General features: G+C 67.7%; 15 protein-coding genes and 1 pseudogene. 6 read left to right on the top strand and 10 right to left on the bottom strand.

Going from position 1 to position 19,639, the window contains the following annotated elements; translation table 11 throughout:
- The first annotated feature begins 149 nt into the window (after window positions 1-149).
- Window positions 150-1,400, top strand: a complete 1,251-nt coding sequence (locus B2R83_RS21130; RefSeq protein WP_292044707.1) for a PepSY-associated TM helix domain-containing protein — start codon at window positions 150-152, stop codon at window positions 1,398-1,400.
- Between the two features lie 57 nt (window positions 1,401-1,457).
- Here B2R83_RS21130 and B2R83_RS21125 read toward each other — a convergent pair whose 3' ends face one another.
- The 4 genes from B2R83_RS21125 to B2R83_RS21110 form a co-directional block, all read right to left on the bottom strand.
- Window positions 1,458-2,108 (bottom strand): hypothetical protein, encoded by a 651-nt coding sequence (locus B2R83_RS21125; protein ID WP_292044704.1) that lies wholly within the window; start codon window positions 2,106-2,108, stop codon window positions 1,458-1,460.
- A gap of 9 nt (window positions 2,109-2,117) precedes the next feature.
- Window positions 2,118-3,302 carry a zinc-dependent alcohol dehydrogenase gene (locus B2R83_RS21120; RefSeq protein ID WP_292044702.1) on the bottom strand — a complete coding sequence of 395 codons (1,185 nt, stop codon included), beginning with the start codon at window positions 3,300-3,302 and terminating at the stop codon, window positions 2,118-2,120.
- Between the two features lie 215 nt (window positions 3,303-3,517).
- Window positions 3,518-4,387: a KPN_02809 family neutral zinc metallopeptidase gene (gene ypfJ, locus B2R83_RS21115; RefSeq protein WP_292044700.1), complete on the bottom strand. Its 870-nt coding sequence runs from the start codon at window positions 4,385-4,387 to the stop codon at window positions 3,518-3,520.
- 33 nt (window positions 4,388-4,420) lie between these two features.
- Window positions 4,421-4,609, bottom strand: coding sequence for a hypothetical protein (locus tag B2R83_RS21110; RefSeq protein ID WP_292044698.1), 189 nt, complete (start codon window positions 4,607-4,609; stop codon window positions 4,421-4,423).
- Between the two features lie 182 nt (window positions 4,610-4,791).
- Between B2R83_RS21110 and B2R83_RS21105 the strand changes: the two genes are divergently transcribed.
- Window positions 4,792-5,727, top strand: a complete 936-nt coding sequence (locus B2R83_RS21105; RefSeq protein ID WP_292044696.1) for a N5-glutamine methyltransferase family protein — start codon at window positions 4,792-4,794, stop codon at window positions 5,725-5,727.
- Between the two features lie 12 nt (window positions 5,728-5,739).
- On the opposite strand, the gene B2R83_RS21100 is transcribed toward B2R83_RS21105, so the two are convergent.
- Together B2R83_RS21100 and B2R83_RS21095 are read right to left on the bottom strand one after the other, a co-directional pair.
- Complete coding sequence (locus B2R83_RS21100; RefSeq protein WP_292044694.1) at window positions 5,740-6,858, bottom strand: alpha/beta hydrolase family esterase; 1,119 nt, start codon at window positions 6,856-6,858, stop codon at window positions 5,740-5,742.
- A 12-nt stretch (window positions 6,859-6,870) separates the two neighbouring features.
- Window positions 6,871-7,278: a CopG family transcriptional regulator gene (locus B2R83_RS21095; protein WP_292044691.1), complete on the bottom strand. Its 408-nt coding sequence runs from the start codon at window positions 7,276-7,278 to the stop codon at window positions 6,871-6,873.
- A gap of 153 nt (window positions 7,279-7,431) precedes the next feature.
- Between B2R83_RS21095 and B2R83_RS21090 the strand changes: the two are divergent.
- Window positions 7,432-8,401, top strand: a pseudogene (locus B2R83_RS21090) (IS1595 family transposase).
- Window positions 8,402-8,461: 60 nt separating this feature from the next.
- On the opposite strand, the gene B2R83_RS21085 reads toward B2R83_RS21090, so the two are convergent.
- The 3 genes from B2R83_RS21085 to B2R83_RS21075 are packed head-to-tail and all read right to left on the bottom strand — an operon-like array spanning window position 8,462 to window position 12,394.
- Window positions 8,462-9,172 carry a YjjG family noncanonical pyrimidine nucleotidase gene (locus B2R83_RS21085; protein ID WP_292044688.1) on the bottom strand — a complete coding sequence of 237 codons (711 nt, stop codon included), beginning with the start codon at window positions 9,170-9,172 and terminating at the stop codon, window positions 8,462-8,464.
- A 26-nt stretch (window positions 9,173-9,198) separates the two neighbouring features.
- Window positions 9,199-10,335 (bottom strand): DUF1624 domain-containing protein, encoded by a 1,137-nt coding sequence (locus B2R83_RS21080; protein WP_292044686.1) that lies wholly within the window; start codon window positions 10,333-10,335, stop codon window positions 9,199-9,201.
- A 4-nt stretch (window positions 10,336-10,339) separates the two neighbouring features.
- Window positions 10,340-12,394 carry a TonB-dependent receptor gene (locus B2R83_RS21075; RefSeq protein ID WP_292044684.1) on the bottom strand — a complete coding sequence of 685 codons (2,055 nt, stop codon included), beginning with the start codon at window positions 12,392-12,394 and terminating at the stop codon, window positions 10,340-10,342.
- A gap of 168 nt (window positions 12,395-12,562) precedes the next feature.
- Here B2R83_RS21075 and B2R83_RS21070 point away from each other — a divergent pair, with 168 nt between their 5' ends.
- Together B2R83_RS21070 and B2R83_RS21065 are read left to right on the top strand one after the other, a co-directional pair.
- Window positions 12,563-13,978, top strand: coding sequence for an NfeD family protein (locus B2R83_RS21070; RefSeq protein WP_292044682.1), 1,416 nt, complete (start codon window positions 12,563-12,565; stop codon window positions 13,976-13,978).
- The gene (locus B2R83_RS21065) at window positions 13,975-14,751 is read left to right on the top strand and encodes a slipin family protein (protein ID WP_292044681.1); all 777 of its coding nucleotides are present in this window, start codon (window positions 13,975-13,977) and stop codon (window positions 14,749-14,751) included. The genes B2R83_RS21070 and B2R83_RS21065 overlap by 4 nt, the downstream gene beginning before the upstream one ends.
- Window positions 14,752-14,764: 13 nt before the next feature.
- Here the strand turns inward: B2R83_RS21065 and B2R83_RS21060 are convergent, their stop codons facing one another.
- Entirely contained in the window at window positions 14,765-17,887 is a 3,123-nt protein-coding gene (locus tag B2R83_RS21060; RefSeq protein ID WP_292044680.1) for an amidohydrolase family protein, read from the bottom strand.
- A 337-nt stretch (window positions 17,888-18,224) separates the two neighbouring features.
- On the opposite strand from B2R83_RS21060, the gene B2R83_RS21055 reads away from it, so the two are divergent.
- Window positions 18,225-19,550 carry a DUF3422 family protein gene (locus B2R83_RS21055; RefSeq protein WP_292044678.1) on the top strand — a complete coding sequence of 442 codons (1,326 nt, stop codon included), beginning with the start codon at window positions 18,225-18,227 and terminating at the stop codon, window positions 19,548-19,550.
- Window positions 19,551-19,639: the final 89 nt, after the last annotated feature.

Below are 19,639 nucleotides of genomic sequence, written 5' to 3'. Positions count from 1 at the left end.
TGGCGACGGCGGCGGGGATCGCTTTAAGTGAGTTGTTCTTATTCATGGATACGAAATACGCTTGCTCAGCAGGAATTCCTAAATGATAATCGTTATCATGTAATGACGCAAGATCGAGAATCATTCTCATTTAGGTTATCATTCCCGACATGAAACCGCTCATCCGCACCGTTCACCTCTGGGCCGGCCTGATTTTCGGCACCATCCTTGTTTTGCAAGGGCTCACCGGCACCGTCATCGGCTGGCGCCATGAACTCGATGCCTGGCTCAATCCGGGTCTGCTGAGGGTGGCCCCGCCCGCAGGCGCCCCCGCCGGCCTTGAAGCCCGCCCGGCCCCGGCCCAGGTGGCGGCGGTGATGGCGCGCTTGCAGGACGAGCCCGGCTATGGACGGCCCGACACCCTGTTCCTGCCGGAAGTGCATGGAGACGTGTACGTCGCCTGGTACCGGCCGCAGAAGCCGGATTCCAGCTGGACGCAGGGCGTGACGCGCCAGGTCATGGTCGACCCGGCCAACCTGGCGATCCTGGGGGAGCGCAACTGGGGCGAAGCCGGCCTGTCGCGGCCGCTCCTGATGCCGACCCTGTTCCACCTGCACCGCTACCTGATGGCGGGCGATGCGGGCAAGATCGTCATCGCCGTGCAGGGCCTGGCCCTGATGCTCCTGTGCTTGAGCGGCATCGTGGTGTGGTGGCCGAAGATGACCTTATCGGCCTTCTGGCATGCGATCTCGGTACGGCGCGGCAGCAACTGGCCCAAGTTCAACTTCCAGCTGCACCGCGCCGCCGGCTTCTACGTGGCGCCGGTGCTGCTGGTGCTGGCCTTCTCGGGGGTCTATTTCAACGCCCCGGACTGGGTGACGCCGGCCATCCGCGCCGTCGCGCCGCTGACCAAGAACGAGAAGGCGCTGAATACCAGCGCGAAGGAGGTTCCGCGCATCGACGCCGGTGCGGCGATGGCGGCGGCGCAGGTGCGCTACCCGGAAGGCCGGGTGTCGCGCATCGGCATCCCGGCCAAGCCGGACCAGCCCTATGAAGTGCGGGTGCGCCAGCCGGGCGAGCTGCGCCACGGTGCAGGCGCCACCCGCGTGAGCGTGGATGCCGGCAGCGGCGAGATAGTACGCGCCATCGACCCGCTCACGGCCCGCGGCGGCGACTGGTTCGTCAGCACCCTGTTCCCGCTGCACACCGGCGAAGCCTTTGGCCTGGCCGGGCGCATCCTGATCAGCGTGGTGGGCCTCACGCCCATGCTGTTCTTCATCACCGGCCTGGTGGTCTGGATCAAGTTCCGCCGCAAGCCGGCCAAGCGCAAGGCGCCCGCCAAGGTGGCGGCGCCCCGCCCTGCACCGGTGCTGGTGCAGACCGAGGCGTCGCCCGTACTGAACGATCCACGCTACGGTTGAGCGCAAGCAGCAGGCCCGCCAGGGCCCGCTGCCCCTGCTCATCGGAGCGCTTGAGGCTCAGCGGTAGTAACGATCGCCGTAACGGTCGCCCTCGTAGCGGCTGCGCTCGTAGCGATCGTCGTCGCGGTCGCGCCGCTTCATCAGGTAGACCGCCGTGCCCACCACGGCGGCGGTGATCGCCACCTTCTTGGCCAGCCCGGCCGGGTTGTGCTTCATTTCGGCCTTGATGCCCATCTCGCCCAGCACGTTCGGGACCTTCCCGTGCGCCAGGTCGTCGGCGATGCCTTCGACCACGTTGACGCGGTCGGCCAGCAGCAGGAGCAGCCAGTGGCGCAGGTCGTTCTCGGTCGACTTGAAGGCCAGGCGCCGGATCATGCCCGAGAGGCCGGAAGGTGGCTGCACGGTGCCGAAGATCTGGGTGATGCCCGGGCGTTCCGGAGAGACCAGCACTTCCACTTTTTCCTGCTGCTGCACCGGATCGCCCTCGGGCTGGTTGATGAAGCGCGGCGGGGTGCGTTCCATCGGCACGGCGGGGCGGTTCTTGCGGTCGAGGTCGGCGCCCCAGCCGTTGATGTGCTGCAGTTCCTGGCGCGAGGGGCGGCGCGGCGCGATGTGGCCCTGGCTCGGGTGCCGCTGCAGGTGGTCGTGGTCGTGATCGTGGGCGTGGCCGTGGTGCTGGTGTTCTTTGATGTCGCTACGTGGTTCCATGGTCGCTCCTCAATGCGTTGCGCTGGCCGTAACCGCCTTGACCTGGTTGGCGTTCGGCGGGATCAGGATGGTCTTGATGCAATTGTCGAGCTTGCCCGAGAAGATGTGATAGGCATCCGACACCTCTTCCAGCGGCACGCGGTGGGTGATGATTTCCTTCGGGTTCAGGCGTCCGGCACGGATGTGCTCGATCAGGCGCGGCAGGTGGCGCTTGACGCTGGCCTGGTTCATGCGCAGGGTCAAGCCCTTGTTCAGCGCATTACCGATCGGAACGAAGTTGAAGGTCGGCCCATACACGCCGACGATCGACACATTGCCGCCCTTGCGCACCGAGTTGATACACCAGTGCAGCGCGGTGGCCGAACCGGCCTGCATCATCGTGTAGCGCCCGGTCAGCGACTGCATCGCATTGCCCGAGGCTTCGCAGCCGACCGCGTCGATGCAGACGTCGGCCCCCATCCAGTCGGTCATCTTCTTGATGTGCTCGGCCATGTCGCGCACTTCCTTGAAGTTGACCACCTCGCACTGGGCGTAACGCTTGACGAACTCAAGCCGGTATTCGACGTGGTCGACCACGATCACGCGCCCTGCTCCCATCAGCCAGGCCGACTTGGCGGCGAAGATGCCGACCGGGCCGGCGCCGAACACGACGACCGTGTCGCCTTCCTGGATGTCGCCCATTTCCGCCGCCTGGTAGCCGGTCGGCACCGCGTCGGTGAGCAGCACGGCGTCGTCGTCGTCGATGTCGTCGGGGATCACCATGGGGCCGACGTCGGCCATCGGCACGCGCACCAGCTCGGCCTGGCCGCCGTCGTAGCCGCCGGCGGTGTGCGAGTAGCCGTAGATGGAACCGACCGCGGTCGATTGCGCATTCATGTTGTGGCAATTGCCGAACAGTTCGCGGTCGCAGAAGAAGCAGGAGCCGCAGAACACGTTGAAGGGCACCAGCACCTTGTCACCGACCTTCAGGTGCTGCACACCGGAGCCGACCTCTTCCACCACGCCGATGAACTCGTGGCCGAAGGTGTGGCCGACGCGGGTGTCGGGCACCAGGCCATGGTACAGGTGCAGGTCCGAGCCGCAGATGCAGGACCGGGTGACGCGCACGATGGCGTCGCCCGGGTGCTCGATGACGGGGTCGGGCTTGTGATCGGCGCGGACGCGGTAAGGCCCGCGGTAGTTCATTGCCAGCATAACTCCTCCTCGATGATTGTTTGCAACGGGATACAAAACGCCCGCCAGCTTGGCGGGCTCGTGCAAATACGTTATGTCAAAACACTAAGGATGGCGATACGCGCACGGAAACGAACGGGGCGTTTTGCGGATTTTCCGGGCAACGGGCCGCTCGACGAGGGCTTGTCCTACAAGCGACCCGCTTTTCGCGGATGGTCACAGCCGGAGCTGGTCTGTTATAGCTGGCGCGCCTCGAAGGTATTGCACTGTTCCACGCTGCCGGTCTCCAGGCCGCGCGTAAACCAGCGCACCCGCTGGGCCGAGCTGCCGTGGGTAAACGAATCCGGCACCACGGTGCCCTGCGACTGGCGCTGCAGGGCGTCGTCGCCGATGGCGGTGGCCGCCGCCAGAGCAGTCTCGACGTCGCCCGCCTCCAGGATCTGCTCGCGCTTGTTGGTGCGGTTGGCCCAGACGCCGGCGAAACAGTCGGCCTGCAGTTCGAGGCGCACCGAAAGGGCATTGCCTTCCCGCTCTGAAGCGCGCTGCTGGGCGTTGTGGACCTTGTCCGACAGGCCCAGCAGATTCTGCACGTGGTGGCCGACTTCGTGCGCGATGACGTAGGCCTGGGCGAACTCGCCGGCCACGTTGAAGCGCTGTTGCATCAGGCGGAAAAAGCTCAGGTCGATATAGACCTTGCCGTCGGCCGGGCAATAGAAGGGGCCGGTGGCGCTACGGCCGGTGCCGCAGGCGGTCGGGGTCGCGCCCTCGAACAGCACCAGCCGCGCCGGCCGGTATTGCGCGCCCTGCTCCGCGAAGATCTGGGCCCAGGCGTCTTCGGTGTAGGCCAGCGTGGTCTTGACGAACTGGGTCTCGCGGTCGTTCGCCGGCGTGCCCTGGGGTCCCTGGGGCGCCTGCTGCACCTGCACCGGCCCGCCGCCGCCGCCGAGGATCACGCTCGGATCGATGCCGAAAAATACGCTGCCGATCAGCGCGATGACCAGGGTGCCGATACCGACGGTCTTGCCGCCGAAGCCGAAACCACCGCCGCCACCGCCGCCACGGCGGTCCTCCACGTTGTCGCTCTGTCGATCACCTTCCCATTTCATCGCCTGTTCTCCTCATGGCCAGTGGCGGCGCCATCAGCGCCCCTGATGCCGTTTCAAATTGCTGGTGTCGGCGCGTTCGCGTGCATCCTTCAGGCGAAATTCCTCTTCCAGCGGCGCCAGCCCGCTGCGCGCCTCGTCGTGCAGGGCGCGCTCGCGGCGTTCGCGCGCGACTTCACGCTCCACGCGGCCGAGCGGCCCTTCGATCCCGTCCCTGTTCGCCATGTTCCCCTCCCTGTTGTCGGGCCAGGCGGACGTGCCGCCCCCGTGTGATCGAGTATGGACACCCCTGCCGCATTCGACTGTTCGCATGTTCACATATGCGCGGCAATTTCCCCTCACCAAGCTCGCCAACAGCGTTAGCTGGCGCACAGCAGCACCGCATACGGTATGCGACGCTGGCAGGCATGACAAGTCCACACGCCAATGCCCTCGTTGCCCTCGGCCGCTACCTGCGCGAGCACGACTACCGTTTCATCACGGTGACTCCGTCCACGCACCGCCGCATCAACCGCCGCCCCGGCAACGAACGGGCGCTGGATCTGCGCGGCATTTTCGGCTGGAGCCGGCCCTTCGCCGCCGAGGACGTGGCGCCGGAACTGCTGGACTTGATGCGCGAGGCCGGCATCGTCGAGCCCGATGGCGCCCTGCTGCGCTCGACGCTGCGCGCCTCGAGCCTGGGCGAACTGCTGGTCTTCCACTCGGCCTATCCCACGGACGACGACGACGCCGTGTTCTTCGGTCCAGATACCTACCGTTTCGTCGGCACCATGGGACGCGCCTTTCCCTGGCTCGGTTCCGGTCCGGTGCGGGCGCTCGACATCGGCTGCGGCGGCGGGGCCGGCGCGCTGGCGATCGCGCGCCACTTCCCGCACGCCGAGGTGATCGGCGCCGACATCAACACGCGCGCGCTGGCGCTGACGGTGGTGAACGCGCGGCTGGCGGAACTGCCCAACCTGCACGCCTGCCACAGCAACCTGTTCGACAGCCTGGATGGCGACTTCGACCTGATCGTGTCGAACCCGCCCTACGTGCTCGACCCGAGCGAACTGCCTTACCGCCACGGTGGCGGCATGCGCGGCGCCGAGCTGTCGGTGCGCATCGTCAAGGAAAGCCTGGGACGGCTGCGCCGGGGCGGCAACCTGATGCTGTACACGGGCGTGGCGATTACCGGCGCGCAGGACGAATTCCTGGAAGCGATCCGGCCCGAGCTGGAAGCCCAGTGCGACCACTGGAGCTATGAGGAGCTGGACCCGGACATCTTCGGCGGCCAGCTGGGAGAGCCCGGCTACGAGGAGGCGGAGCGGATCGCGGCAGTGTGGCTGCACGCGATCAAGCGCTGACGCCGGACGGCCCTAGCGGCCGTGCTCAAGGAAGAAAGCCAGCATCTCGCTCGAGGCGTTCGGTCCGCTGGCGTCCGTGTGCGAACCGGCCGCCTTGCCGCCGGCCCAGGCGTGCCCCATCCCATGCACCAGCCAGTGCTCGGCCAGGCGCCGGCCCTGCGCGTCGCGCCAGCAGCTGCGGGTGAAGCGGCGCCCGCCGGCATTGCCGTCCTGGCGCTCGCGCTGCATGCTCCCCGCCTGCGCGCCGCTGAACTGGCGCAGCACCGCCTCTCCATTACCGGCGTTGACCACGTGGTCGGCATCGCCATGGAAGACGATGACCGGCACGCCCTGTCCGGCTGGCGTGGGCGAAGGCGGATGCTTCATCGCATGCAGGCCCGAGATCATGTCCTTGCCGGTACCGGCCGCCAGGCCGGAATGGATGCCGATCGCCGCAAACAGTTCCGGATACTCCGCGCCGAGGATGGCCGCCATGGCGCCGCCGGCCGACAGGCCCGCCGCATACACGCGGCGCGGATCGGCGCCGTGCTCGGCGAGGATCTCGCGCGTCATGGCCGCCAGGATGGCCGGCTCGCCGCTGCCGCGCCGCTGCTGGCCCGGCTCGAACCAGTTCCAGCAGCTGTTATGGTTGGCGGAGCGGTCCTGTTCGGGATACAGGACCAGGCAGCCGTGTTCCTCGGCGATGGAGTTCAACGCCGTGCCTGCAGCGAAGTCGTCGGCATTCTGAGTACAGCCGTGCAGCATCACCACCAGCGGGCGCGGACCCTCGGCGGCGCCGGCCGGCACGTACAGCTTGTAGCGGCGCCGGCCTTCCGGGCAGGCGAAGCTGCCGTCGATGAAGCGGCCCGGTCCGAGGTCGGCGGGGGCATGCGGCTGGCGCTGCCAGCCTGGCCGCGCACCAGTCATTGGTGAGCGCGGCCGGACCTTGGCCCTGGGCGGCGCCTGCGTCGCGCCGGGTGCCGGATTGATGTCGATGATGGTGGGCGTGTCCTCAGCCGGCGCCGCCGGGGTCATCAAGCCTGCCTGTTGCAGTGCGCGCTGGATGACGTCGGTAGCGGCGCCGGGGTCGCCTGCGCGGACGCGCTCGGCCGAGGCCATCATCTGGCGCACGAATTCGTCGATGGGTTTCATGGGAATCCTGTTCTATGTGTGAATACGGTCGGCAAGCGCCTGCCTCACGGCGGGCGACGCGATGAAGGCGCCCAGGACCTGGACCGAGGCGATCGCCGCGCTTGCCAGTTCCGGCGTCACGTCGTCTTCGATCACGGCCAGTCCGAGCACGTGGACCTCGAGGCGCTGGCCGCTGGCGACCACCTCCTCCAGCTCCTTGCGGGTATAGCGGTGCTGCCCGAGCACGTAGCGCTTGCGCACCACGATCTGGCGCAGTGCGTCGGCGTGGGCCAGCAACTGGTTGCGCAGGGCGGTACGGACGAAGTCGGTCCGGTTCGAATAAAAGCCTTCGTTGATCAGGAGGTCGACCTGGGCCAGGTCGACCAGGCCGACGTTGACGGTGACTTTCTCACTCTCGGGAACACGTACGGTTGGGTGCATTATCTTCTCCTTGTACTCCAGATGGAGTATAGGGGGAGTATTACAAGACCTGCGGCGCAAAAAAAATGGCGCTGTCAACCTTAACTATGGATGAGCGCGGAACTGCTGAGCTGCTTCATGGTCGAACGCCTGTCACCACAGACGGGAACGACCATGCGCGCACCGCATTTCAAGAAGTGGTTTGCCAGACTCCCTGCACTGAACCTGCCCCAGCGCCTGCAAACGCTGGCCGCCCTGCTTCCCGCTGCCGGGCTGGACCAAGGTGATCGCCCTTATCGGCCAGATCGGCGGAGCGGTGCGTCGCTGCCCCAGTTGTGCCTGCGAACGTTACTACCGGCATGGGCAAGCGAACGGCTTGCAGCGCTACCGCTGCCGCGCCTGCGGCCGCACTTATAACGACCTGAGCGGCACGCCGCTGGCGCGGCTCCGGCTACGTGAAAAATGGCTCGATTACCTGGGCGCTGTGCTCGACTCGAAATCGGTGCGCGCCGCCGCCAGCGAGGTCGGCGTGCACCGCAATACCGCTTTCCGCTGGCGCCACCGCTTCCTGGAGCGCCCCAGGCATACCCAGCCGACACGTCTGGGCGGCATTGCCGAAGCGGACGAGATGTTCATGCTGGAATCGCAGAAAGGCGCGCGCAAGCTGAACCGTCCGGCACGCCGGCGCGGCGGCCGGGCCAGCAAGCGCGGCATTTCACGCGAACTGGACTGCATTCTGGTCGCGCGCGACCGCGGTGGCCAAACCGTCGATGCCGTGGTCGGCCGTGGCTCCTTGACGGCGGCGCAGCTGGAGCGCCACCTGCTGCCCCGGCTCGACCGGCAGGTGCTCTTGGTCAGCGACGCCCATGCGGCGTACCGCAGTTTCGCCCGCAAGCATGGCATTGCGCACCAGGCGGTGAACCTGCGTGCAGGCGTGCGGGTACGGCGTGGCGTTGCCGGCGCCATCCATGTGCAGAACGTAAACGCCTCCCACCAGCGCTTCCGGCAATGGTTGAGCCGCTTCCGCGGAGTAGCTTCGCGCTACCTGCCGAACTACCTCGGATGGCGTCGGGCGCTCGACGGTGGACGGATCACGACGGTGGAGCAGTTGCTGCGCATCGCGATGGGAGTCATCCATAGCTAACGCTGACAGCGCCAAAAAATTGCCGGCACGGATGCCGGCGCCTTTTGTTGCCAAAAAGTCTCAGGCGGCCAGCGCCAGCTGCCTCAGCGCGGGGACGACCTGGTCCAGGGCGCGGACTTCGCAGCTGGGCAGCGCCAGGCTGTCGTTGGCCAGGCCGCCGGGGTTGAACCAGCAGCTGTCGATGCCGAAGCGGTTGGCGCCAAGGATGTCGGCGTCCAGGCGGTCGCCGACAATGACGGTCTCGTGCCTCGCGAAGGGCCGCGCGCGCGCCATCCGGGCGCTGAATTCGAAGAAGCGGCTGTCCGGCTTGGCGTGGCCGCAGGCCTCCGACGTCGCGACGAAGGAGATGTGCCCTTTCAATCCCGAGCTGGCGATGCGCCGGTGCTGGATGTGGTGCACGCCGTTGGTAATGATGCCGACCTCGCCACAAGCGGCCAGGCTCTCGCACAGCGCGTGCGCACCATCGACCAGCACCACCGTCTCGGACAGGGATTCGAGGTACAGGCTGCTCGCCTTCGCCGGGTCCAGGTCGAGGCCGTTGCCGACAAAGGTCCGGCGGAAGCGCTCGACCTTCAGCACCTCCTTCGAGACCGAGCCGGCCTCGAAGGCGCGCCAGAGCGCCAGGTTGATCGCCTGGTATTGCTGGAACAAGGGTTCGAGGTCCCCCTGCAATCCGAGCTCGCCCATCGTACGGACAAAGGAGAGCTGTTCGGAGGCCTTGAAGTCGAGGAGCGTGTCGTCCAGGTCGAACAGGAATAATCGGTGTTTCATAACCCCCGATGGTAGCACGCGGCGGCCTACAGGTACTTCAGCCAGGCGATATCGCGCCGCCGTGCCTTGAGCCGTGCGAACGCTGCCACTGCCGGATACAGCGCCACGCAGAGCAGCGCGCTCACGCCCCACACCGGCCCTACCCCGTCGAAGCGGGCCGCGTCCTTGTCGAATGCGGAAACGGCAATCAAGAGCAGCTTGAGCGCGTACAGGTGGGCGATGTAGAAGAACATCGGCGCCGCGCCCAGCACCGCCAGCCGTTGCACGAGTGCTCCCTGCCGGCGTTCCAGCGCGCGCAGCAGCAACAGGCCCGCTCCGAGCGTCAGCGCGGTGAACAGCAGCGAAGGCGGATACTTGGTGACGTTGAAGAAGCCCATCACCGTGTCGACCGCCGTGGTGCCGGCGCTCCACGGCCGGTCGCCGTAGACGTTCGCCGCGCGCAGCAGCAGGAAGCCGACCAGCGCTCCGATACCCCACCCCAGCAGTCGGCTTGCGCGGCGCTGCGGCGTGAAGCTTGCGCCGAACCACGGCCCGCAGGCATAGCCCAGGCAGATGATGCCGATCCAGGGCAGTACCGGATAGGAGGTACGCAGGCGCAGCGTGTCGCCGAACTCCAGCCAGCCGCGCTCGTGCAGCACCGCCCAGATGGCGTGCAGCGGATGGCCGGGCGCGAAGTGCAGCGGGTCCAGCAGGTTGTGGCCGGCGACGATCGCCAGACCGAGCGCGATCAGGAATGCGCGCGGCAGCCGCACCAGCGCCGCCAGCGCCAGCATCGACAGGCCGATCGCCCAGATCACCTGCAGGTAGATCACCTTGGGCGGAAAGCTCGCGGTCCAGGCGAAGTTGACGACCGTCAGTTCCAGCACCACCAGGAACAGGCCGCGCTTCCACAGGAAGCCTGCCGCCGCGCCTGCGCCGTCCTGCTGGCGCGCTCCGTACAGGAAGGCGGACAGGCCGGTGAGGAACACGAACACCGGCGCGCACAGGTGCGCCAGCAGGCGCGAGGCGAACAGCGGGCCGGATGTCGTCGCCACGTCCATCGGGTCGGACACCTGCAGGTGCAGCAGGAAGGTCTCGCGCACGTGGTCGGCGAGCATGAACACCATCACCAGGCCGCGCAGCGCGTCGATGCCCATGATGCGGGAATGGAGCAGCTTCGTCATGGCCTTACAGCTTCACGTTCAGCGACAGATAGGCGGCGCGCCCCGCTCCCGCCGAGAACATCGGCTGGGCCTGGGCGGCAGGCCAGAAGAAGTTGTCGTACCAGGCGTAGGCATGGCGGCGGTCGGCCAGGTTCTTGAGCTGCAGGTCCAGGCTCACGGTCCGGGTAAGCTGATGTCGCACGCTGGCGTCGAACAGCACGAGGCCGCCGAACTTGCCAAGCGCATTCGCGTTGTCGATGTAGTAGCTGCCCTGCGCGCGTCCCTGCAGCCCGAAGCGCCAGCGCTCCGAGAGATGATAGTCGGCGCCGAGGTTGGTGATGTGGCGCGGCGTGTGAAATACCTCCTTCCCGGCCAGCGACACCCCGTCGGCGGTAAACGCGCTCACCACTTCGGCTCTCTGCAGCGAGTGCGAGAACGTCAGGTCGACGCGCTCGCCGATGCGGCTTGACACCTGCAGGTCGAGCCCCTTGCGACGGGTCTCGCCCAGGCCGACCGTGGTGCCGGTGGCCGGCATGTTGGCCACTTCGCCGGTGGCGTCCTGCTGCCAGGCCGCGATGCGCAGGTCGGCCCCGGGCGCTGGCTTGAACTTGACGCCGAGCTCCTTGCCGGTATTGATCGAAGGCGCGAAGCCTTCCTGTCCCGGGGTCAGGTAGGCCGGCGCGCCTGAACCGGTCAGGATCTGGAAAGTGCGCCCCCAGTTGGCGTACAGGCTCAGTTCCTGCGCCGGGCTGTAGACCATGCTGAGCTTGGGCTGCCGGATCCAGCCATAGTCCTGCAGGCGCGCGCGCAGTCCATTCGCATTGTTCAGGAAGCCGCCGCTGAACTTATCCAGCCGGAAGCCCGGGATGATCCTGAGCGATTCGAGCGGCTTGATGACCGCTTGTACATAGGCGCCGGTATTGTCGAGGGTATAGCTGTCGTCGTTCTGGACGGCGGCCGGGGTCGTGAAATTCGTCGGCAGCGCGAAGCTGTAGCGCAGGCGGCGGTAAGCGTTGTCCTGGCGCTCGGCGCTGATGCCGCTCTCGACCACCAGGGCGGCATGGGCGCGCCAGGTCAGCGTGCTGAGAAAGCCGGTCTGGGCCTCGTCCCACAGGCGCCGCTGGCGCGGCGCCGTGCCCGCTGGATTGCTGGTGAAGGTGACGCGGCGGTCATCCAGGTAGCGGTTGTAGTACAGCTTGTTGCTCCAGAAGGTTTGCGGCGTGAGCTGCCAGTCCAGGTGGGCGCTCGCATGGCGCATGTCGCGCTCGCTGACGTCGTTGGCGTTCTTGGCGGGCGACTGGCGGCGGTCGGCGGCCAGCTCCTGCGCGGTGAGGAAACCCGGTTCCTCGACATCGTGCCGGTAGCTGCGCAGCACCAGGCCGGCCCTGAGCGCCTTGTCGGGCGAACTCAGGAACCACTTGGCGCCCACCGTGTACTTGTCCGAACCGCTGTGCGCGCGGGAACCGTTCGACTGCTGTTTGGCGACGAAGTAGTTCTGGGCCAGGGCGCCGTGCTCGCGTCCCAGCGCCAGCTGGGCTTCGCGGCTGGCGAAACTGCCGACGCTCAGGCGCCCGTCCAGGTAGTTGCCGCCCTGGCGGGTGCCGAAGTTGATGTTCCCGCCGATGTTGTGCAGGCCATAGCACGGATCGTTGGTGCCGCGCACCACTTCGATGTAGTCCACCTCGAGCGGGAAGACCATGTCGATGAAGCGCTGGTTGCCGCTGTTGACATTGCTGGGAACGCCATCGATCAGCACCTTGATGCCGTTGATATAGCCTTCCCCATTGAAGGCGCGGAAGCTCGCCTTGCCGGACTCCGCGCCCATGCGGGTCTCGGTGAGCTGCATGCCGGGCAGCTGGCCGAGCAGCTCCCAGCTGTTGGCGACATGCTTGTCCTCGAGCTTGTCGGCGCCGAGCACGTCGACCGAACTCATGACGCTGTTCGAGAGCAGCGCACCGCCCGGACGCTGGGCGCTCACCCGGACTTCGCCCATCACCATCACGGGATCGTCGGCGAGCGCGGCTTGGCTCGACAGGGACAAGGCCGGGGTCAGCAGCATCGGCAGGAAGGAGCGTTTCATGGATCGGTTACCTCGGAGCACGGATAAGTCGCTAATGATAATGCATTATCGTTATCGACTCAACCATGAGCGGATGAGCGCAAGCCGGGAACACCCGGACGCGGATCGCGGTCCAAGTCGTGACCGGTCCGCTTCGTGGCCGGCAAGGCTCGATCCTGGGAGGCGACCGTGTTGCGCCACAAGCTCGCCGCGCTGCTGCCGGTCCTGGCTGCGCTCTCGCTCGTCATGTTGTTCGCGCTCCCGGGCGCCGGCGCGGCTGCATCCGCCCCTGGTTCCGCATCCACGTCCGTCGGCCTCCTGACCATCGACGGCGCCATCGGCCCGGCCAGCGCCGACCAGGTCGTGCGCGGCATCGCGCGCTCCGCGTCGCTCGGGCACGCGCTGCTGGTGATCCGGATGGACACGCCGGGCGGACTCGACACCTCGATGCGCACCGCGATCAAGGCCATCCTCGCCGCACCGGTGCCGGTCGCCGTCTACGTCGCCCCCAGCGGCGCACGCGCCGCCAGTGCCGGCACCTACCTCCTGTACGCCAGCCACGTCGCGGCGATGGCGCCCGGCACCAACGTCGGCGCGGCAACGCCGGTCGAGATCGGCATTGGGCCGGGCCAGACCCAGCCCAGCGGCAACGGCAGCGGCAAGGACGCCCCCAAGGGCGGCCCGAAGGAAACTGCCTCGCCCATGCAGGCCAAGGCGCTCAACGACGCCGCCGCCTACCTGCGCGGCCTGGCCCAGCTGCGCGGCCGCAATGCCGACTGGGCCGAGCGGGCCGTGCGCGAGTCCGTCAGCCTGACCGCCGAGGAGGCACTGCGGCTGAAGGTGATCGACGTGGTCGCTGCGGACTTGCCTGCCCTGCTGGCGCAGCTGGACGGCCACAGCGTGAACGTACTCGGCCAGCAGCGCCGCCTGCAGACCAAGGGCGCGCTGCCGGTCGAATTCGCGCCCGACTGGCGCACCAGTGCGCTGACCGTCATCGCCAATCCCAGCCTCGCCCTGCTCCTCATGACGGTCGGCATCTACGGCCTGGTGTTCGAGTTCATGAACCCGGGCGCGGTGGCCCCCGGCGTGATCGGGGCGATCTGCCTGCTGCTGGGCCTGTATGCCCTGCAGCTGCTGCCGGTGAACTATGCCGGCCTGGCCCTGATCGTGCTCGGCCTGGCCTTCATGCTCGCCGAAGCCTTCCTGCCCAGCTTCGGCATCCTCGGCTTGGGCGGCGTCGCCGCCTTCGTGGCCGGTGCGCTGATGCTGATCGATACCGAGCTGCCCGGCTACGGCGTCCCGGTCGGCCTGGTCGCCGCCCTGGCCGTGGGCAGCGCACTCGTACTGTTCGGCACCGCGCACCTGGCGCTCAAGACGCGTCGGCGCCCGGTCGCCAGCGGCGCAGCGGCCATGATCGGGACGCTGTGCAGCGTCGAACGCCACGACGCCGCGCGGCCGCACGAGGGCTGGGTCAGGGTAGAAGGCGAACTCTGGCATGCGCTCGGCGCCACGCCCCTGCGCGCGGGCCAGACCGTGCGCATCGTCGGCCGATCCGGCCTGACCCTCGAAGTGGTTCCCGTCGATACCATCAAGGAGGCAACATGATCGTCATCCCCGGATTCGGCCTCGGCCTTGCCGCCCTCTTCTTCCTGGTGCTGGCGCTGCTGGCGACGGCGATCCGGGTCCTGCGCGAATACGAACGCGGCGTCGTCTTCCAGCTCGGCCGCTTCTGGGGCGTGAAGGGGCCGGGCCTGATCCTCCTGATCCCGGTGCTGCAGCAGATGGTGCGGGTGGACTTGCGCACCATCGTGCTCGACGTGCCGACCCAGGACGTGATCTCGCGCGACAACGTCTCGGTCAAGGTCAACGCCGTGATCTACTTCCGGGTGGTGGACCCGGAGCGCGCCATCATCCAGGTCGCCAACTTCATGGAAGCCACCAGCCAGCTGGCCCAGACCACGCTGCGCGCGGTGCTCGGCAAGCACGAACTCGACGAGATGCTGGCCGAGCGCGAGCGCCTGAACCTCGACATCCAGCAGGTGCTGGACGCCCAGACCGACGCCTGGGGCATCAAGGTGGCCAACGTCGAGATCAAGCACGTCGACCTGGACGAATCGATGATCCGGGCGATTGCGCGCCAGGCCGAAGCCGAGCGCGAACGGCGCGCCAAGGTGATTCACGCGGAAGGCGAACTGCAGGCCTCGGAAAAACTGCAGCAGGCCGCCTTCGTGCTGGCGCAGCAGTCCGGCGCGATGCAGCTGCGCTACCTGCAGACGCTGAGCACGATCGCGGGCGACAAGTCGTCCACGATCGTCTTCCCCTTGCCGATCGACGTGCTGGCCGGCCTCGATGCGCGGGCGCGCAAGGAGGCCGGCTAGCGGGATCACGCGCTCAGTGCGCGTGGCCCCCGCCGGGCTCCTCGCAGTGATGCGGCTCCTCGCGGCACAGCGTCTCCCGCGCGGCCAGGGCCTGCCGGCGCGCCTCCAGCTGCTCCGGGGTCTGCGCCGGCGCCAGGATCTCCGGCACCGTGATCACCCGGCCGTTCTTGACCACGAAGCGCACGTCGGCGGCGGCGCGCAGGTCCGCCAGCGGATTGCCGCCCACGGCGATCAGGTCGGCCAGCTTGCCGCTTTCCACGGTGCCGAGGTCGTCGCCCACCAGCGCGATGCGCGCCGCGTCGCGCGTCACCGAGTACAGCGCCGTCAGGTTGCCCTGCACGATCGCCGCCCCGCGCATGTTCAGGTGCAGCGAGATGCCCGGCACCACCAGGGGCGAGTCGGTGCCGTTGGCAACCAGCGCACCGGCGGCGCGCACCTTGGCCTGCTGGGTGGCGTCGTTGATGATGCTGGCCAGTTGGGTCGCGGTGGGCGGCTGCGCGTTCTGCAGGCCAGGGGCGAAGTTCGGCGGCACCAGGATGAAGCGCGGGTCCGTGACGATGCCCGGATCCAGCCCCGCCAGCGCGCTGCTTGAAAACAGGGTGTCGATCAGGTGGAAGTCGCCCTTGCCGTAGATGTCGGCCGCGTCCTGGTAGGTGATCGCGCGCGCGAAGGACTTCGACCAGCCGTAGCCCATGCGCTGCGTCGCCGACAGGTGGGTGGTGCCGCCCAGGCCCGTCGCCGCGCCCGGCTGCACCATGTGGGTTCCGCTCGGCACGCGCAGGTCGAGCGCCCCTTGCGCGATCCGTTCCATGATCGGGATCGGCGCGCGCACGTAGCTCTTCAAAAAGTCCGCATCGAAGCGCTTGGCCTTGGCGATCTCGAGCTCGGCGATGAGCGGCGTGCGCAGGGTACGCGCGAAGTGGTAGAACTGGCGGTTGCCCTCCCACAGCGGCGGCGAGACGAACAGGCGCGGCCCCAGCAGGTTCCCGGCCTCGAGCGACTCGCGCATCTCCACGCTCTGGTGCAGCGGACCACCCACCGACTGCGCCGTCGTGATCCCGTAGGACAGCATCAGCTGGGCGATCTGGCCGAACTGGCCGCCCTGGTACAGGGTCAGCGGATGCAGGTGGGTTTCGATCAGGCCCGGCATCACGGTCAGGCCGCTGGCGTCGACCACGCGCACCCCGGCCGGATGATCGGTCTGCGGTCCGACCGACACGATGCGATTGCCCTGGATGACGATGTCGACGTTCTGGCGCAAACTGCTGCCGACGCCATCCCACAGCGCCCCCGCACGGATCACGGTGCGCCCTTCCGGCACGGCCTGGCGATACTCGAGCCTGACCGGAATCTCGCGGGTGCCGCTGCCGTCGACGCGCACGGTGCGCACACGCTCGGCCGACTTGTACAGGATGGTCCGCGAGTCGCCGCCCCAGGACGGCAGGTCGGCGATGTCCTCGGTAACCCGGCGCGCCTCGCCCGTCGGGGCGCCGTTCGGACCGACGGGAATCACGTACAGGCGCGAATCCATGATGAAGGCCACGCGGGTCCCGTCCGGCGAGAGCACGGCAGCGCCCTCGTCGCGCTCGGCGATCTGGCGCGGCGCCGGCGCCACCGCGTAGAAGGTGCCGGTGCGGGTGGCCAGGTCGATCACGCGCAGCTTGTTGTAGCCCTCGCGGAAGCGGTTGTTGATGCGCTCGTTGTCCACCACGATGATGCGCTGGCCGTCGGGCGTCCATTGCGGGGTGCTGACCTGGGTGCTCACCGAGGGCAGGATCACCTCGAAGGTGCCGGCGGCGCGGTTCCAGATCTCGAGCTGGCCCGACAAGGTGGTGTAGGCGATGCGCCCGCCGTCCGGCGACAGCTTCGGCAGCGCCATCGAGCGTCCCGGGATGGCGGCCAGCCGCGTGCGGGCGCGTGTCGCCACGTCGACCTGGTCGACCGCCAGCTGGCCGGCATTGTTGCGCTCGGACGAGAAGTAGACCGCCTGCCCGTCCGCGGTCCATTGCGGGTTGACGTCGCGGTCCGGATCGTTGGTCAGCCGCACCGGCGCTTCGCCGATCCGCATGGCCCATACGTCGTTCAGGGCCACGAAGGCGATGCTGCGCCCGTCCGGCGACAGGACCGGGGCACTGATGCCTTTCACCTGGCGCGGCCTGAAGTTGTCGAAGTTGCGGTCCTTGCCTTCGCGGATGTCGGGCCGGCGCAGCCTCAGTTCGGCGCGAAAAGCTACATCGTTCGGATTGGCGCCGCTTGCGTCGCGGATGCGGATGTGCCCATCGGCCGTGTACAGGAAGCGCCCGTCCGGGAGGAAGCGCACCGGGAACGGGAAGATGTCCTCGTCGGTCGTCACCGCCGTGCCGCCCACCACCAGCTGGCGCGCGGCGTTCTGGTAGACCAGCGCGCTGCCGTCCGGGGTCCAGGCCGGGGCCGTGCCCGGCGCCACGACCGTCGGCGCGCCGCCGCCGATCGGGGCGGTGACGACGTTGGCGCCGTCGACATAGGCCAGGCGGCTGCCGTCCGGAGACACCACCGGATTGCTCTCGGCCCCAGGGCCGGTGGTGATCTGCGCCGGCGCGCCGCCGTTCACGTCCACGCGCCAGATCTTGTACTGGCCGTCGCCGCTGCGGTCCGACGAGAACACCAGGCCGCTGCCGTCCGGCAGCCAGGCCGGTTCGCGGTCGTCAAACGGACCGGTGGTGTGCTCGCGCAGGTTGCGTCCGTCCGGCGAGATCGTCCAGATATGGAAGTTCCCTTCCGGCGCGTAATTCTGGAAAGCGATGCGCCTGCCGTCGGGCGACCACACCGGCGCGGTCGGCTCGACGCGCCAGTCGGTGATACGGCGCGCCTGCCCGCCTTCGCGCGGAATGATCCACAGCGCGCCCTGGGCCGAGAACACGATCAGGCGGCCGTCCGGCGATGGCGCCGCCGCCATGTTGGTGCCTTCGCGCAGTTCGACCGTGAGGTCTTGCGTGGGGCCGCGCAGCTTGTTCAGCTCATCGACCCGGCCGCCGCTGGGAAACTGGCAGGCGGACAGCAGGGCCGCGCCGACGGCGAACGCGAGCAGGGAAAGTCGGGGTTGGCGGAGCCGGCAGGGGTGGTGAAAACTGCGGCGCAGGAAGCTGCGGGTAGTCATGTTTTCCTCCTGGATGGATTGCCAAATTGCACCAGAATGGTGCGGGCTTGACAGATCGATCCTCGGCCGGGCGTCTGACGAAATGCTGACAGATGAGTTCGCCTAGAAATGAAAGCGCCGCTAAACGCAGGCCGCCTGACCGTGCTCAAAGCATGTGCAGGAACGCAACCCGGGAAAGTGAGTCGGGTGAGTAAAAGCCATGTCTGATGATCATTTCCAACACTTTCCGCTCAAGCTCTTGAGTGTTCGATGCTAATCATTTGATGCAGTGCACAAAACGTCAAGTAATGACACAATAGCGAAAAGGAATACTTCACTACTACTGAGAGAGCGTCGAGTGAGAGACTTCAACGTATCGCTGAACCATCCCCTGCGGGTGCCGCTCGCCGCCGAACTTCACTCGCGCCCGTTCATGCGTCTCGACGCGCCCGAGGCAATCACCCACCTGGCGGTCTATCATGGCGGGCAAGCCGGTCCGCCGGGGCGCCATTCCCAGCACCAGCTGTTGGGAGCCCTGTGCGGCCACTTCGGCGTCGCCGCCCCCGGCCCGGGCAGCAGCCACTTCTTCCACGACTTCGGCAGCTTCCGCCTGAAGTGGGAATGCCATACCGAGTTCGCCACCTATACGGTGACCACGCCGCTCCCGCCGGACATGGGAGCGTACGAGGCCTTCTCCCACGTGCCCCTGTCCTTCCTGCCCGCCAGCTGGCTGGCCAGCCTGGAAGGCAGCCTGATGGCTGCGGCCCACGTGGCGCTGGTCAAGGGCGCGGCCGACGCCTCGCGCCTGCCCTCGGTGTTCGAGCGCAACGGCCTGGCCGGTTCCTCGGTGATGCAGGGCGCCGAGCTGTGGACCGACTTCGCGATCCAGTCCGACGGCTTCAGCCGCTTCGTGATCCGCGACCTCGGCATGCGCCACCTGCAGGGCGGACGCCTGGTGCAGCGGGTGCTGGAAATCGAAACCTACCGCATGATGGCCCTGCTCGGCCTGCCCGCCGCGCGCACCGTCGGCACCGAGCTGGACGCGATCGAAGCGGAGCTGTCCTCGCTGGCCAGCGCCATGGTGGCGACCGACATGGCGCCCGTCGAACATGGCGCGCAGGACGAGCAGCGCCTGCTGGCGCAGATCACGCGGCTGGCGGCCCGGCTGGAAAAGCTGGTGCTCGACAACGGCTACCGCTTCTCGGCCTCGAAAGCCTATTTCGGCCTGGTCAAGGCGCGCATCGAGGAGCTGCGCGAAGTGCGCATCGAGGGCACGCCCACGGTGGAGGAATTCATGGAACGCCGCCTGGCGCCGGCCATGCAGACCTGCGCCGCGGTCAGCGCGCGCCAGGACGCGCTGGCGCGCCGCATCGCCGACACCAACGATCTGCTGCGCACCCGGGTCGGCATCGTGCAGGAGCTGCAGAACCGGCGCATCCTGGAATCGATGAATGCGCGTGCGGCGCAGCAATTGCGGCTGCAGCTGGCGGTTGAAGGATTGTCGGTGGCGGCGATTTCCTACTACTTGGTGGGACTGCTCGGCTATGCGGGGAAGGCGGCCAAGGCGGCTGGGGTGCCGATCAATCCGGACCTGGCGCTGGGGATTCTGGTGCCGGTGGTGGCGGTCGGGGTGTGGGTGGCGCAGCGGCGGGTGCATCAGCGGATTGGGCGGCGCGGGCATTAGGAGCGCGACCAATCCGTTGTTGTTGCAAGCGCAATAAGACCGTACACTGAGCCGTTGCGATGTCTGCCATCGGCCAGAAGCGGTCGTTT

The sequence above is a fragment of the Massilia sp. UBA6681 genome, from assembly GCF_002454935.1.
Lineage (GTDB): Bacteria > Pseudomonadota > Gammaproteobacteria > Burkholderiales > Burkholderiaceae_D > Telluria > Telluria varians.
The sequence above is the reverse complement of the archived record's forward strand: the minus strand, read 5'-3'. Positions and strand labels throughout refer to the sequence as shown.

Bases quoted from the DNA above. Each gene is read 5' to 3' on its own strand.
- B2R83_RS21130 (WP_292044707.1), top strand. From the start codon at position 150: ATGAAACCGCTCATCCGCACCGTTCACCTCTGGGCCGGCCTGATTTTC.
- B2R83_RS21125 (WP_292044704.1), bottom strand. From the start codon at position 2,108: ATGGAACCACGTAGCGACATCAAAGAACACCAGCACCACGGCCACGCC.
- B2R83_RS21120 (WP_292044702.1), bottom strand. From the start codon at position 3,302: ATGCTGGCAATGAACTACCGCGGGCCTTACCGCGTCCGCGCCGATCAC.
- ypfJ (WP_292044700.1), bottom strand. From the start codon at position 4,387: ATGAAATGGGAAGGTGATCGACAGAGCGACAACGTGGAGGACCGCCGT.
- B2R83_RS21110 (WP_292044698.1), bottom strand. From the start codon at position 4,609: ATGGCGAACAGGGACGGGATCGAAGGGCCGCTCGGCCGCGTGGAGCGT.
- B2R83_RS21105 (WP_292044696.1), top strand. From the start codon at position 4,792: ATGACAAGTCCACACGCCAATGCCCTCGTTGCCCTCGGCCGCTACCTG.
- B2R83_RS21100 (WP_292044694.1), bottom strand. From the start codon at position 6,858: ATGAAACCCATCGACGAATTCGTGCGCCAGATGATGGCCTCGGCCGAG.
- B2R83_RS21095 (WP_292044691.1), bottom strand. From the start codon at position 7,278: ATGCACCCAACCGTACGTGTTCCCGAGAGTGAGAAAGTCACCGTCAAC.
- B2R83_RS21085 (WP_292044688.1), bottom strand. From the start codon at position 9,172: ATGAAACACCGATTATTCCTGTTCGACCTGGACGACACGCTCCTCGAC.
- B2R83_RS21080 (WP_292044686.1), bottom strand. From the start codon at position 10,335: ATGACGAAGCTGCTCCATTCCCGCATCATGGGCATCGACGCGCTGCGC.
- B2R83_RS21075 (WP_292044684.1), bottom strand. From the start codon at position 12,394: ATGAAACGCTCCTTCCTGCCGATGCTGCTGACCCCGGCCTTGTCCCTG.
- B2R83_RS21065 (WP_292044681.1), top strand. From the start codon at position 13,975: ATGATCGTCATCCCCGGATTCGGCCTCGGCCTTGCCGCCCTCTTCTTC.
- B2R83_RS21060 (WP_292044680.1), bottom strand. From the start codon at position 17,887: ATGACTACCCGCAGCTTCCTGCGCCGCAGTTTTCACCACCCCTGCCGG.